Raw genomic sequence first — 14305 nt, 5'->3', positions numbered from 1 at the left:
CAAAGAATTTGCTGGGTTGGATTCGCTAAACTGGGGAACACTGGCCATCCGGTCTTTTTCACCGAGAGGATTCCTCCGTTCAATGAGTACACCAAGCCCATACGAAATTCTTGGTGTCGCGCCTACTGCGAGCATGGAAGATATCAAGGTCGCTTACCGAAGGGCCGCTCGCGCGACCCATCCCGATCTCGGTGGCAGCGAAGAAAAGTTCAAAGAAGTACAGCGCGCTTTCCAGCAGCTCAGCGAGATGGCGTCTCCGCTGGGTTATGAGCAGACCTTCCAGTCTCCGGGCAACGCTCCACGCGCCGGGTTCAGCGCCCGTCCTTTTGACGAGCGCCTGCGCAAGAGCCCTCAGCAGCCCAAGGCGCAGTTGCCCACCGAATATGTTCCACCGTTCTCGGATACGTCTCCTACATTGCTGGACAGAAAAGTCTGTGAGCAGCGCGTTCATGGAGAACCCCGAAAACGCGGTCTGTTCTCCAACCGTGCACGGCTGATCCGCGAGGCGCAGACCATCAACCTGCTTTCCAAGAACGTCCTGAATATCTTGCCAGCTGCCCGTTTGGTCAACGGCCTGCGTTCGCCCGCGTCGGGGCACTACGATCATGTGCTGATTGCCGGTTACCGCATGGCGGTGATCAATACGATGACTCTGCCCGATGGCTACTATTCATTTGATGGCAATGTCTTGCGCCACGGCAATAAGCTGACGCAGCCTCCGCAGTTCTCCATCTCCGGTTTGCAACGGCAATTCATGCAGATGAACGTAGTTGCGTTCACCTTGGTGCTTTCTGCCAACGGCAATCACCACGAACCGGTCATTGAGTACCGGCGCAATGCCGATCCAACACTTGCATCGACTCCGAATGTGCTCAATGCAGCGGGATTGATTCGCGAGTTGAAACTCTTCTTGGGCTCTGGCCCATCGCCGAATGTCGTCGATCGCCTAGCCCTGGCGCAGTTACGTGAAGCGATGTACTAAGGTCAATGGCCTATTTCTTGTTGGTGAGAGCTTAAACTGGTTGAGTGTTTCGTATCGTTTTCAATGCCCCAGAGATCCCGGGTAATTCCGGCAACGCTATCCGACTAGCCGCCATCACCGGCGCAGAACTGCATTTGGTCAAGCCATTAGGCTTCAACTTCGAGGATGCCAACCTGCGTCGCGCAGGATTGGACTACCACGACCTGGCTTACGTCACGGTGCATGAAAATCTTGACGCAGCCTTTGAAGCACTGGGAGAAGGCCGGGTCTTTGCCTTCACATCCGAAGGAACTACTGTCTATTCGGATATCAGCTACGAGGCCAGCGACATCCTGCTCTTCGGCCGTGAATCGGTTGGCTTGAGCGCAGAAGACAAGAAGCATCCGCGCATCAACGACCTGGTCCGCTTGCCGATGCTTCCAGGCCGCCGATCGATGAATCTGGCCAATACCGCTTCGGTGGTAGCCTTCGAAGCTTGGCGCCAGCACGGCTTCGCTGGCGCATAAAGTACCAGCCAGCCCGCGCCACGCATACAGCTTTACCTAATCTTTATAAAGTAGGCTCGAGTCTGTACCCGCAGTTTTCGGGTATTGAACTGTGCCGACTACATTTCGGGAGAATCCAAGACAATGAACGGTAGCCATTCTCAGCACCGCGACGAGCCCCAGGACGAGAACCTGGGTCTAGATCTGGTGAGCCAAGTGGCCAGCAGTTCACGTGCAGCCAAGAAAAAGCCTAAGCGCTGGATCTTCGCTGTCACGGGACTTGCCATCATCGTTGTCCTAGCGGTGGTCATTTTCTCCCTGCTCAATGGAGGCACCAAGGCGTCCAAAGCATCCAAGGCCGATGATGCAGTCACCGAGACCGTCGAATTGAAGAGCGGAGGCCAAGCGGTGCTCAGCTCGTCGAAGTCCGAAAGCGCTGTGGGTGTCGAGCTCTCCGAGCTGCCTGCCCTGGACGGTTCGGAACAGTACGTTGCATGGGCCGTGCATGAGTCCGGCAGCGTCTCCGTGATCGTTTCCAGCACCGGTGAAGATGCCGCGGCTGGGCTGTCTCCAGCTGAAGACGTGATTGCCCTCCACATCACCATTGAGGGATCCAAGATCCCTGACGCTCCATCTGAAGATGCTGAAGCATCGGTCGACCTGCCACTGGCTCAAGACAAGGCAACGGAAGACGAGAGCTAGCAGCTCACCTCTGGCCAGCCAAAAAGTTCGGGGCGAAGATCAATTCTTGATCTTCGCCCCGAACTTTTTCCGGTCTGCTTTGCCTGGATACTCAGAACCCGGCTATCGTGTCGCGGGCGTTCACGGCAACTGCGTGGAATGCTTCGGCAAGCTTGCCCTTTCCCAGCTGGCCACGCTCGGCGTTTTCCTCGCACTGCTGCAAAACGTAGTTTTCCATGGCGGCAACATCCGGGTGCTGGGTGAAGTGCGAACGCAAGGCGTCCATCTTCTTCTCGAAGAATTCGGTGATGTCCACATAGGCGTTCTCGCGTTCCTGCGGAGCCCCGCACAACCAGAGCCAAGGCACCTTGTAGGCTTCCAGTCCTTCGCCATGCAGCAGCTCCGGGTAGGAGAACGGATTCTCCACCGCCGGGTAGATCGCACGGGTGACCGCTTCACCGCAGGCCAGATGGTCTGGGTGCGAGGCCTGTATCCGATCCCACTTGCGCTCCGGGTGCATTGCAATCACGATGGTTGGCTTCACCTGGCGCATCAGCCGGACCACCTTGCGCATGACATCGTGGTTGGCTTCCAGGAAGCCATCGCGTTCGCCAAGGAAGTGGACCGTTTTCACACCCACCTTGGCGGCGGCCTGTTTCTGCTCTTCGTGGCGCAGCTTAGCCGTTTCCTCAGGATCCCGGTCATCAAAACCGCCGGCGTCGCCGTCAGTCATGATGCAATACTGAACCTCTGCCCCCGCCGCGGTCAGGGCCGCTACCGTCCCGGCTGCCCCAAAGTCCAGATCATCGGGATGGGCGCCGAAGGCCAGGACCCGTTGGGCGCCTGCACCAATGAATTGCGCTGTATCGATCATGCCTTGCGACGTCGAATCTCTTCGGCGGCCTGCGGCAGGACCTTGGCCAGGTCACCAACGATACCCAGGTCTGCGATCTCGAACACCGGGGCGTCGACATCCTTGTTGATCGCGATGATGAACTTGCTGGTCTGCATTCCGGCCTTCTGCTGTATCGCTCCCGAGATGCCGGCAGAGATGTACAGCTGCGGTGCGACGGTGGCACCGGTCTGGCCGATCTGCGCATCGTGCGAGATCCAGCCGGCATCGGTAGCTGCACGAGAAGCGCCCACGGCAGCTCCCAGGGCATCGGCAAGGTCTTCAACCGGGCCAAAGTCTCCGTTGACACCACGACCACCAGCAACCACGACGCGCGCTTCGGTCAGGGCAGGTCGATCACTTGCGACTTTCGCCTCCGCCGCAGCAATCCGGACCTTGGCATCGTTGGAGTTCTCCAAAGCCAATTCCTCAACTGCCAAGGCGGTGCTGGAGGCCGCTGGCGTGTCTTCGATGCTGTTCGGCTTCAAGGTGGCAAACAGGGTGCCGTTGGTTGCCCTGGCCTGAACGCTGTAGCTTCCTGCCAGTTCATCCTTGGTAGCTACAAGATCCCCGCTGATGCCAATGATGTCGGTGATAATCGCACCGTTGCGGCGCACAGCCAAACGGGCACCGAGCTCACGGCTGAAATTGTCATTAGCAAGCAAGACCAGTTCGGCGGCAGTAGCCTGCACGGCTGCGTCAAGCACGGAAATTTCGTGCTGGCCGAAAACTGGGGCATCGCCGGAAGCGGTGAATAGCTTCACCACGCCATAGGAAGCGAGAACCTGCTGGGCTTCGTCGCTGACTTGGTTGGCAACGGCCACGGCCGGGTTCTCGAAACCAGAGACCAGGGTCAGCAGTTCGCGCTGGCCTTTGGAGGGAGCCGCGGAAAGCTCAGTGAAAAATACTAGTGCTGAAGGCATGTTCAATATTCCTTAGATCAGCTTCTGTTCGGCCAAGAAATCAACCAAGGCGATACCTGCCTGGCCGCTGTCGTTGATGACCGTTCCGGCTTCGCGCGCAGGGCGGGCTTCAGCTGCGATAACTTCGGTGTTCGAGCCGAGGGCGCCGACCGCGGCTGCATCCAGGCCGATAGCGGCCAGGTCCAGCTCGGTGACAGTCTTCTTCTTGGCAGCCATGATGGCCTTGAAATTCGGGTAGCGCGGCTCGTTGGCCTGGTCGGTGACCGAGAGCACTGCCGGCAGGTTCGCCTTCAGGGTCAAAGTGCGGTCCAGGTGATCGCGCTTAATGGCCAGTTCACGCTGTGCGGCATCGAACTCAACGGCCAGCGCGTGAGTCAGCTGCGCAAAGCCCAGCCGTTCTGCGAGCTGGGCTGGAACAACCGAGGTTTCAGCGTCGGTCGAGGACATCCCGGTAATAACCAGGTCCACGTTGCCGGCATGCTCAACCAGCGCCGCAAGCGCTTTCGACGTGGCGATGGTGTCGGAACCGGCCAAGGCGTCATCGTTCAGATGCAGCCCTGAGCTGGCACCCATCTGCAGGGCCTTCTTGACGGAGTTGCCCGATCCCTTGCCGCCCATGGTCGCGGCGATGACTTCATGCCCGGCGGCGAATCCGCCGTTGGCTTCCACGATGGAAACAGCAGCTTCCACGGCGTATTCGTCAAGTTCGGAGAGTACTGATTCTGCACGGTCAAGGCGCAGCGTTCCCGAATCGATATGACGGTCAAATTGAACATCTGGGACGTGTTTGACCAGGACCACTATTTTCAGTGGAGTGGTGCTTTCCTCGCTCATTCGCGCCTTCCTACGAGCTTCGATGCCCGCACCGGTGCGGGGCACCGGGGCAGGCTAATTCCTTCAGTGTCTATCGTATCGACACAATGCAGTTCACTGGGTGTTTATCGCTCTCAGATCAACAAGTGACGCGGGCTAGTCGATCACCAGCCCGCGTCACTTGTTTCACAGCGTCATCATGACGATTTGTTTAGTTATTTGACAGCGCTCCGACAGTTGCTGTTGCGGTCTGTTCCTTGCCATTGCGAAGGTAGCTGATTTCCACTTCTCCCCCGGCTGGAATCTCGCGGATGGCCGCGGTCACGGTCTGCGAGTCCTGGACTGCACGGCCGTTGACGCCGGTGATCACGTCACCGGACTTCAGTCCGGCCTTATCAGCTGCCGAGTCAGGGCTAATTTCAACAACGCGGGCACCCACCGAGAACGCCGAAGCGTTCTGCTGGTTGGATCCAGCTGCTCCCTGCGGGGTCACCGTGGCTCCGAGCAGGCCGTGGGTAGCCACGCCGTTATCGATCAGTTCCTGGGCAACACGCTTTGCATAGTCGATAGGGATCGCGAAGCCCACGCCAATCGATCCGCCTTCTTCGCTGTTGCCTGCCGAGGCAATAGCAACGTTGACACCGATGATTTCACCATTGGCGTTGACCAATGCGCCGCCGGAATTGCCGTGGTTGATCGCCGCGTCAGTCTGGATGACGTTTACGTAGATCGAACCGCTTGAACGCTGCTGCTCTTGTTCCTGTCCCGGGAACTGGAAGTTGAATTGGTTGCCATCCCCGCCCTCGCTCTGGTCGCTTTCCTTCGGAACGGCCGAAGAAGCGATGGAGATGGTGCGGTTCAAGGTGGAAATGATGCCGTCGGTGACGGTGCCGCTTAGACCCAGCGGTGCGCCGATGGCGACAGCGGTATCCCCGACATTCAGCTCGGCCGAGGAACCCACGGTGGCAGGTACTAGGCCGTCGGCCTGGATATTAATGACTGCCAGGTCCGATAGAGGATCTGTGCCTACCACGGTGGCACTATGCACCGAACCGTCGTTCATCTGGACCGAAATTTTGGGATTGGCAACTTCGCCACCCAGGGTAACCACGTGGGTGTTGGTCAGAATATTGCCCTTGTCGTCCATGACGATGCCCGATCCGGAACCGCCCGAACCGTTGCCGGAAACCTCGATGGTCACCACGCTTGGGCTTGCCTTGGCGGCAGCGGCGGTGACTTCGGTGACCTTGTCCGGGTTGTTGATCACCACGCCCTCACGCGGCGAACTGCTCACCGAGGAAGACCCCGCGTCGTCATTCATCAGGTAGGTCGTGCCAGCGGCAGTGACGCCACCTACCAAGGCCGCGGCAATCATTCCGGCGATGAGCGTGCTGCCAGAGAAGGACTTCTTGTCCTTGGAAGGCTTCTCGGGCGGGATCGGGTAATTCGCAGGCTCGTTGGACGGAGGGCCGTAAGGGGAACCGTAGGGAGAGCCGTTCTGGACTTGCTGGGCGTCGGAATGCTGTCCGTGGGAGTGGGCCGCGTTCTGCGTTCTGTCAACGGACGGCGCGGGGTAAACGCTGGTTGGATTCTCGCTGGCGCTTGGAGCCTGATTCACTCGCGGGTAGCGCACCGTAGGTTCGGCCGAAGCAATTGGGTCGTTATTGGTGTCGTTAATTGGCTCTGCTGAATCGCCCGCATCGTTCCCACGTGGCTCATTCGGTGTCTGGCTCATGGCTTGCCTCTTTCGAACTGTCGAATCTCTTGAGTTCTATTATCCAACTCTGGTCTGTGGCATCGAATTGTGGTGTCTGAGCACCGGCTGTGAGTTAACTATTCTGCCAGCTGAATGTCGTAGACGTTGTTCATTAGGGCAAATAGAATCAATCATAAGTGTGAACCCAATCTCGGGGATCACCAGATCGGGATTCTCCCGATTTTAGATTGACTGATGCATTTCAGGTGGGGAACAAGACATGCGTATGAAAGCTCGACGGCTCATTGCTGGAGCAATATTGGCAACGGTAGCCTCTTTCGGCTTATCGGCACCTGCGATGGCTGAATCGCCTGTAACGATTCCACCTGGCGACTTCGTCGTCGATTCTTCAGGCGTGCTCGGCTCCGACGAAACGCGTTTGGAATCCGAAATTAAGGAACTTCGCAGCAATACCGGACTAAACCTGTTTGCGATATTCGTCGACGAGTTCTCCAACCCAGACCAGGCAGATCAATGGGCCGCCGAAGTTGCCAACCAAAAGGGTTTGGGCAGCGCTGACTCCATCCTGGTGGTGGCAACCGAGACCCGCCAAGCATATTTTGCTGGCGCCGAAGGCGGTCCGATTGCCAAAGCCGATACTGAAATCTACAGCAGCCAAATCAGCCCGGCACTCAGTGAGAAAAACTGGGCCGGTGCAGTCGAGGGGGCCATCGCTGGCATGCGCAGCGTTGAAGGTGGAGGCAGCCCAGATGGTTCATCCTCTGGCGGTGGTTTCCTAACCGTCGTACTGGCCATTGGTGCCGTTGCTGTGGTTGGGTTCCTTTTCCTTTCACGGCGCAGCAAGAAGAAGACCGCGCAACTCGGCCAGAGCCAAGGCCAACACCCAGGACAGTACGGGGCCCCTGCTCCGCAGCAGCAACTGGTCCCCCTGGACAAGCTCCGTTTGCAGGCAGACCAATTGCTGGTGGCTGCAGATGACTCGATCCGTTCTTCGCAGCAAGAATTGGGCTTCGCCGAAGCACAATACGGCAAGCAGGCTGTCCAGGTCTATGTGGAGGATATTGAACAAGCCAAGAACCACCTGACTGAATCTTTCCGCCTGCAGCAGCAGTTGGATGACGATATCCCCGATACCGAGCAAGATCAGCGTTCATGGTTGAATGAAATCATCGACCGTTGCAAGAAGGTCAACAGTTCCCTGCAGGCCCATGCCGACGAGTTCAAGCAATTGCGCCAGCTGGAGCAGAATGCCGAGGATCGCATTACTGAGGTATCGGCGAACCAGGAACCGCTCAACCAGAGGCTGTCGGCCCGCGTGGCAGACTTGGAACGCCTTGCCGGCCAATATGACGCCAGCGCAGTATCGCAGATCAAGGACAACGCCGACCAGGCCGCCGAGCGCCTGACCTTTGCTTCTTCCGCCTTGAAGCAGGCATCAGAGAAACTGGCCACTGACCGATCCAATGCCGCGATCTTGATCCAGAATGCGGAAGAAGCCCACGACCAGGCCGATGTGCTGCTCAAGGCCATCAACAAGGCTGGCGAAGCCTTGGGGCAGGCCCAGCAAGACTTGAAGTCCGCAATCGCGCTGGCCGAACGCGACCTGGCTCAAGCGAACGCCTTCGTTGGCAACGGAGCAAATCCCCGCCTTTCCAGCGCCGCGGCCGGTGTCGAAAGCACTCTGGCGAATACCAAGCAAGCACTGAGCAGCGGCAAATACAACCCGCTGGCTTTGATCACCCAGCTCGATGAGTCCGTTCGCCCGCTTTCAGAAGCTCTTTCAAGTACGCGTAACCAGGCTCAGCAGGAACAATCAGCCCGTGCACAACTGGATTCGTTGCTGCACACCGCAGCGTCGCGCATCAGCGGTACCGACGATTACATCCGTGCCCGTCGCGGCGGCGTCCGCTCTTCAGCTCGAACCCGCCTTGCTGAGGCGCAGCGCACCTTCGATGAGGCGCGCTCGCTTTCTGGCAGCGATCCGCTGCGTGCTGTAGGTTCCGCACAGCGTGCCATTCAGCTAGCTGACCAAGCTGCGCAGATGGCCGAAAGCGACGTCAGCGGATTCGACGGCTTCGGCGACTCGCGCGGTTACGGGAACTACGGCCGTGGCCGCGGGGGCGGGATGTTTGATGGCATCGGTGGCGCGATGCTCGGAGGCATCCTGATCAATACCATCCTCGGCGGCGGAGGCCATGGCGGTCATTCCGATGGCGGCGACGGTGGAGGTTTCTTTGGCGGGGGCGGCTTCGGTGGCTTCGGCGGCGGCGGAGGCGGCTTTGGAGGAGGTGACTTCGGAGGCGGAGGAGGCGGCAACTTCTAGCTTGCCGGACCAGTTTCACCAGAAGGTTTCAAGTTCATAGTGTTTTCTTGACGGACAGAAAGGTCCAACCATGATCAAGCAGTCAATCTTCGGACGCATTTCCCAGTTGGCCAAGGCCAATATCAATGCAATGCTCGACTCAGCTGAAGATCCCCAGAAAATGATGGATCAGATGGTGCGCGACTACAACGACAATATTGCTGAAGCAGAGCAGGCGATTGCCCAGACCATCGGCAACTTGCGCATGCTGGAAGACGACTTCCGCGAAGACGAGCAGGCAGCTTCCGAGTGGGGCAACAAGGCTCTGGCAGCATCCAACAAGGCAGAAGAGTTCCGAGTTGCAGGCAATGCCGATGATGCCTCGAAGTTCGACAACTTGGCTAAGGTCGCCATCCAGCGCCAGATGCAGGCAGAGTCCGAGATGAAGACCGCCGAGCCGACGATCGCCTCGCAACGCGAGATCGTGGACAAGCTCAAAAGCGGCTTAAACATGATGAAGGAAAAGCGTACCGAACTGGCAAGCAAGCGCGACGAGCTGGTCGCCCGTTCCAAGTCGGCACACGCTCAAAACCAGGTCAATGAAGCCATCAAGTCCGTGAACATCATGGATCCGTCCAGCGAAATTGGTCGCTTCGAAGAAAAGGTTCGTCGCGAAGAAGCCCGCGTTCGCGGTGCTGCAGAATTGCAGGCATCAAGCCTGGACTCCCAGTTCGAGTCTCTGGAAGATCTGGGTGAGCAGACCGAGGTGGAAGCCCGTCTGGCCGCTCTGAAGGCCAAACAAACCGATGCTTTGGAGAGCTAAACTTTCTGCTCTCTGAACTGTGTCAATTGGCTGGCAGTGCGAAAGCATTGCCAGCCAACTTCTTTAATGCTTAAACCAAAAGCGGAGACCCTTCCGGATCTCCGCTTCCACTTTCGTGGCGGGGAGAGGATTTGAACCTCTGACCTCCGGGTTATGAGCCCGGCGAGCTACCGAACTGCTCCACCCCGCGTCGGTAAATACAACATTACCAATCAGTGAATGACTTGGCCAATCCTGGGATAGTGCATTGCATCACCAAGAGACCCCTGGCTCATGAAGCGGGGAAATCGCCCCACTCCCCACGGCATCTCCACAGGGTCAAGGGAAAGCTTTTCAGGACCATCCGGCGGGCTCGAAACAAAATCAACGCCATGGGTCCGCTGCCTGTCCGCCTCGGCCCAGTGAATGCGGACATATTAGTTGCTCCCCCATCGGGAAGTCGATCATGTGCCTACTGGCGCTTGGCCACGCTCACCCGTTGGCGCCGTCCTGAGAAATCCAATTAAACCAAAAACGGAGACCCTTCCGGATCTCCGTTTCCACTTTCGTGGCGGGGAGAGGATTTGAACCTCTGACCTCCGGGTTATGAGCCCGGCGAGCTACCGAACTGCTCCACCCCGCGTCGGTAAATACAACATTACCAATCAGTGAATGACTTGGCCAATCCTGGGATAGTGCATTGCATCACCAGGACACCCCCGGCTCGCGAAGCGGGGGCAACCGCCCAACTCTGCACAGGCTCTCCCCCGGATGAAGAGAAAGCTTTTCAGACCCATCCGGCGAGCTTGAATAAAAATAAACGCCACGGTCGCCCATTGGCGCAGGCCTGAGAAGTCCGGTTAAACCAAAAACGGAGACCCTTCCGGATCTCCGTTTCCACTTTCGTGGCGGGGAGAGGATTTGAACCTCTGACCTCCGGGTTATGAGCCCGGCGAGCTACCGAACTGCTCCACCCCGCGTCGGTAAATACAACATTACCAACTGGTGAACTCAATAGCGAATCGAAAAGAGTGTCCTTAATCGCACTACGCCTAAATGTCCGACCTGATCCGAATTATCCTTTGGTTATATCCAGATGCCTTGGCCCGGCGTTACCCGGGTTTCAAAGACCCCAGGGGTCTTCCGCCGCATGATTGCACACTCCGGCGGGTAGCCCGTCGCCACAAGGTGCCTGAGAGTCTGCTGCGATCACCCTAGCCCGCTCAGGGGAAGATTCTCGGGCCTTCCAGCGCCCGGGGCCCTGCGGTAGGCCTGGAACTGCGTCAGCCTTCGGCCCCAACTTACACATATGCCGGCGACCGCCCCCTTCCCGTACATGGGTTGACGGCAGTTCCCACATCAATTCACGGGTACTGATCCGGCAACGGGCAACTTGCAGATTAACGCAAAATGGAGATCCGTTAGGATCTCCATTTTGCCATTCGTGGCGGGGGCAAGATTTGAACTTGCGACCTCCGGGTTATGAGCCCGGCGAGCTACCGAACTGCTCCACCCCGCGATGACTAGACAATTCTTGCATCATCGCGGAGTGAAAGCAAATCGGTCAGCTGATGCTAGTGCTTAGCCTTCAGTACCGTCCTGGGGTGCTGGCGATTGGGCTGCGTCCTGATTTTGTCCGTCGTCCAGTTTCACATCCCCGTCAACCTCGGTGCCGTTGATGGCCGCATCTGCGTCCATCGCGCGGGTCAAGGCATCCTCCAACTGCTTCTGCGATTCGCCGTAGGCTCCGAAGTCACTCTTGGCCAGCGCTTCCTGGCCATTCTTGATGGCTTCATTCGCATCAGCCAGAGCTTCGGAGAGCTTCTGGGTATCAGTCTTGGTTGGTTCCTTCTCGCCCTTTGGATCATCCTCTGGCGTAACGCCTTCGGTCTCACCAGTCACTGCACCGGACTCACCGCCGAAGACCTCATCCAGTGCTTCAGCCAAGGTATCGGCGAAGCCAACCTTGTCGCCGAAGGAAACCAGGACCTTACGCAAGGTCGGGTAGCTGGTCTGTCCCGAGGACTGAACGTAGACCGGCTGAACGTAGAGGATACCGCCGCCAACTGGCAGCGACAGCAGGTTGCCGTTCTTGACCTCCGAAGCACCCTGACGCAGCAGGTTCAATTCAGTGGTCACGCGTGTGTTGGTATCGAAGTTCTGCTGTGCTTGGCCTGGGCCAGGAACCGCAGTATCTCGTGGCAGCTCGAGCAGGCGCAGCTTGCCGTAGTCTTCGGCCTTCGCCCCAGGTTCGGAGCCGGCATCGGCGTTGGCCGAAAGGAAGCCGAAGAGCACGTTGCGCTGCTGGCCGTTGGCCGCGGCAGCAGGGATAAACGTCGAGGTCAGCGAGAACGACGCTTCATCCTGGGTCGGCATCTTCAAGGACATGAAGTATGGCGGCTGCTTCACGCCAGCGGCGGATGAGGTCGGATCATCCGGCACAGCCCACGCGTCGTTGGACTCGTAGAACGCGTCCGGGTTGTCCACGTGGTAGGTGGTTAGCACTTCGCGCTGCACCTTGAACATGTCTTCAGGGTAACGTACGTGCTCCATCAACTCAGCCGACATGTCATCCAACGGGTTCAATGCCGTAGGGAAGACCTTCTGCCAGGACTGCAGGATCGGGTCTTCGGTGTCCCAGGCGTAAAGCTTGACCGTTCCGTCATAGGCGTCGACGGTGGCCTTCACCGAGTTGCGCAGGTAGTTCACGCGGCCGGTCAAAGACAGGTCCTGCGCATTAGTCAGCGAGTCGGTCACTGCCGAGTCCAATTGCTGCTGCTGCGAATACGGGAAGTCGTTGGAGGTGGTGTAGCCATCGATGATCCACTGCACGCGGCCATCAATGATGGCAGGGTAAGCCTGGGAATCCAGCGTCAGGTACGGAGCAACCTTGCTCACGCGATCGCGAGGATCACGATCGTAGAGGATCTGCGATTCGCTATTGACGTTCTGTGAGAGCAAGAGGTCAGTGGAGGCGAACTTCAGTGCGTAGACCAAGCGGTTGAACATGTTGCCAACGTTCGGACCGCCATCGCCCTGGAAGGTATAGCGGGTGTCTTGGTTCTCGCCACCGGTACCTGGACGGTCAAGTTCCTGGTCGGTCCATCCCTCATCCGGCCCGCCGACAATGGAGTAGGACGGAGAATTCTCACCGAAGTAGATCCGCGGCTCGTAATCCTCGTCGGTAATCAAATCACCGGAGGTCGGGATGCCACCGAGCATGAAGTCCGGACGACCACCGGCAGCCACGCGGTTACCGTAGGCAGCCACCAGGCCGTAGCCATGGGTGTAGTTGATGTGCTGGTTCACCCACGTGTCGGTTGGGTCCACGTTCACTTCACGGGCGGCAATAACGGTATCTTCCACCTTGCCGTCGATCTCGTAACGGTCGACGTTAAGGGTCTCGGCGAAGGTGTAGTAGCCGCGGAACTGCTGCAGCTGCGCGAAAGCAGCCGAAACCAGGTTTGGATCCAGCAGGCGGATATTCGCGGTGGTTGAGGTTTCCTCGGCCAGCGCATTCTTCTCAGTCGAGATCTTCGCATCGTAGTCAGTAACTTCGACATCGTCGAGACCGAAAGCCAAGCGCGTCATTTCGATGTTGCGCTCAATATAGTCGCTCTCCAACGCCCTTTGGGAAGGGACCACCTTGTACTGCTGGATCAGGAACGGGTAGACGCCGCTGGCAACGATCATCGTTGCTACCAGCATGGCGGTGCCGATCAATGGCAAACGCCAGCGACCGTTGATTGCCGCAATCACGAAGGTGATGGCGATAAGGACTGCCACAATGGCCAGAATCATCTGTGCAGGGATGACAGCGTGGACATCCTTGTACAGTGCACCGGCGACACGGCCGGACTGGTCGGTGAGGGTCTCGTACTGGCCGATCCAGAAGTTCACAGCCTGGAAGATCAAGAAGACTCCGACAACAACTGCGGTGTGCACCCGAGCGGCCTTGCCAACGGTTATGCCGCCACGCTCTTCAACGCGGATTCCGCCGTAGAGGTAGTGGGTCAGCAGACCAGCCACGCCGCTGAGCAGCACGACCGAGATCAGGAAGCCGTTGACCAGTGCGATGAATGGAAGGGAGAAAACGAAGAAGCCCAGATCCATGTTGAACTGGGGGTCAGTGCTACCGAAACCGACCTGGTTGAAGAACAGCAAGATGGTCTGCCACTGTCCGGCCACGGCAACGGCAGCGAAAATGCCGATCACCAATGGAATGCCAACCATCAGGAATCGGCGGACTGGTTCCAGCTGGGCCTGGTAGCGCGACATGGAATCAGGTCGGGTCGAGTTTGGCGCATAGACAGGGCGGTGCTTGTAGGCACTGCGCATCGAGAACCACATTGGAACCGCCATCAGCACCAAAGCGATCAGGAAGATCACTAATTTGGAGATCCGCTCAGTCCAGTAGACCTCGGAGAAACCCAGCTGGTTGAACCAGAGGATATCAGCGTAGAAATTCGACAAGAAAACGAAGACTGCGACGAGAATGACCACCGCGAAGATGGTCAGGGTCAGCGGTGAGGCTTTCTTGCCCGAAGGGTTGGAAGGTCGTTGTGGTTCTTGGGGCCGCGGCGGACCCCCGAACGGACTATCCGATCCGAAAGACACTATCTATTCCTTACTTTGGGTTCTTCCCGTTGTTCCCAACAAGAGAACTCGTATACCTAATTCTTGTACGGGCGTTGTGTACTAGATTGGT

Annotated in this window: 10 protein-coding genes and 4 tRNA genes; 5 read left to right on the top strand and 9 right to left on the bottom strand. The window is 58.0% G+C overall.

Translation table 11 applies throughout. The annotated features are described in order from the left end of the window. The first annotated feature begins 82 nt into the window (after positions 1-82). The 3 genes from M2368_RS01770 (at position 83) to M2368_RS01760 (ending at position 2169) form a co-directional block, all read left to right on the top strand. Entirely contained in the window at positions 83-982 is a 900-nt protein-coding gene (locus tag M2368_RS01770) for a J domain-containing protein (RefSeq protein WP_105656837.1), read from the top strand. Between the two features lie 44 nt (positions 983-1026). Next, positions 1027-1488 carry a tRNA (cytidine(34)-2'-O)-methyltransferase gene (locus tag M2368_RS01765; protein WP_105656838.1) on the top strand — a complete coding sequence of 154 codons (462 nt, stop codon included), beginning with the start codon at positions 1027-1029 and terminating at the stop codon, positions 1486-1488. Positions 1489-1611: 123 nt separating this feature from the next. Beyond that, positions 1612-2169, top strand: coding sequence for an anti-sigma factor domain-containing protein (locus M2368_RS01760; protein ID WP_105656839.1), 558 nt, complete (start codon positions 1612-1614; stop codon positions 2167-2169). A gap of 91 nt (positions 2170-2260) precedes the next feature. Here M2368_RS01760 and M2368_RS01755 read toward each other — a convergent pair whose 3' ends face one another. The 4 genes from M2368_RS01755 to M2368_RS01740 all read right to left on the bottom strand — a co-directional run bounded on the left by M2368_RS01755 (position 2261) and on the right by M2368_RS01740 (position 6511). Beyond that, entirely contained in the window at positions 2261-3022 is a 762-nt protein-coding gene (locus M2368_RS01755; protein WP_105661499.1) for a PIG-L deacetylase family protein, read from the bottom strand. Further along, positions 3019-3963 (bottom strand): electron transfer flavoprotein subunit alpha/FixB family protein, encoded by a 945-nt coding sequence (locus M2368_RS01750; RefSeq protein WP_332485957.1) that lies wholly within the window; start codon positions 3961-3963, stop codon positions 3019-3021. Before M2368_RS01750 ends, M2368_RS01755 begins: the two co-directional genes overlap by 4 nt. 12 nt (positions 3964-3975) lie before the next feature. After that, a complete protein-coding gene (locus M2368_RS01745) occupies positions 3976-4797 on the bottom strand; it encodes an electron transfer flavoprotein subunit beta/FixA family protein (RefSeq protein ID WP_332498157.1) in 822 nt (273 codons plus the stop codon). Positions 4798-4987: 190 nt separating this feature from the next. Next, complete coding sequence (locus M2368_RS01740; protein ID WP_105656842.1) at positions 4988-6511, bottom strand: S1C family serine protease; 1524 nt, start codon at positions 6509-6511, stop codon at positions 4988-4990. A gap of 319 nt (positions 6512-6830) precedes the next feature. Here M2368_RS01740 and M2368_RS01735 point away from each other — a divergent pair, with 319 nt between their 5' ends. Both M2368_RS01735 and M2368_RS01730 read left to right on the top strand, forming a co-directional pair. Beyond that, on the top strand, positions 6831-8816 hold the full coding sequence (locus M2368_RS01735) for a TPM domain-containing protein (RefSeq protein ID WP_181148806.1): 1986 nt from the start codon (positions 6831-6833) through the stop codon (positions 8814-8816). 70 nt (positions 8817-8886) lie between these two features. Beyond that, a complete protein-coding gene (locus tag M2368_RS01730) occupies positions 8887-9618 on the top strand; it encodes a PspA/IM30 family protein (RefSeq protein WP_105656844.1) in 732 nt (243 codons plus the stop codon). A gap of 116 nt (positions 9619-9734) precedes the next feature. Here M2368_RS01730 and M2368_RS01725 read toward each other — a convergent pair. The 5 genes from M2368_RS01725 to M2368_RS01705 all read right to left on the bottom strand — a co-directional run bounded on the left by M2368_RS01725 (position 9735) and on the right by M2368_RS01705 (position 14214). Further along, a tRNA-Met gene (locus M2368_RS01725) sits at positions 9735-9808 on the bottom strand. A 358-nt stretch (positions 9809-10166) separates the two neighbouring features. Next, positions 10167-10240, bottom strand: a tRNA-Met gene (locus tag M2368_RS01720). 263 nt (positions 10241-10503) lie between these two features. Beyond that, positions 10504-10577, bottom strand: a tRNA-Met gene (locus M2368_RS01715). Positions 10578-11042: 465 nt separating this feature from the next. Continuing rightward, positions 11043-11116 (bottom strand) — tRNA-Met (locus tag M2368_RS01710). Positions 11117-11178: 62 nt separating this feature from the next. Further along, a complete protein-coding gene (locus tag M2368_RS01705; RefSeq protein WP_498723956.1) occupies positions 11179-14214 on the bottom strand; it encodes a UPF0182 family membrane protein in 3036 nt (1011 codons plus the stop codon). Positions 14215-14305 lie beyond the last annotated feature (91 nt).

It is taken from the genome of Arthrobacter sp. JUb119, from assembly GCF_024807995.1.
Lineage (GTDB): Bacteria > Actinomycetota > Actinomycetes > Actinomycetales > Micrococcaceae > Glutamicibacter.
This window is presented reverse-complemented; position numbering and strand designations above follow the sequence as displayed.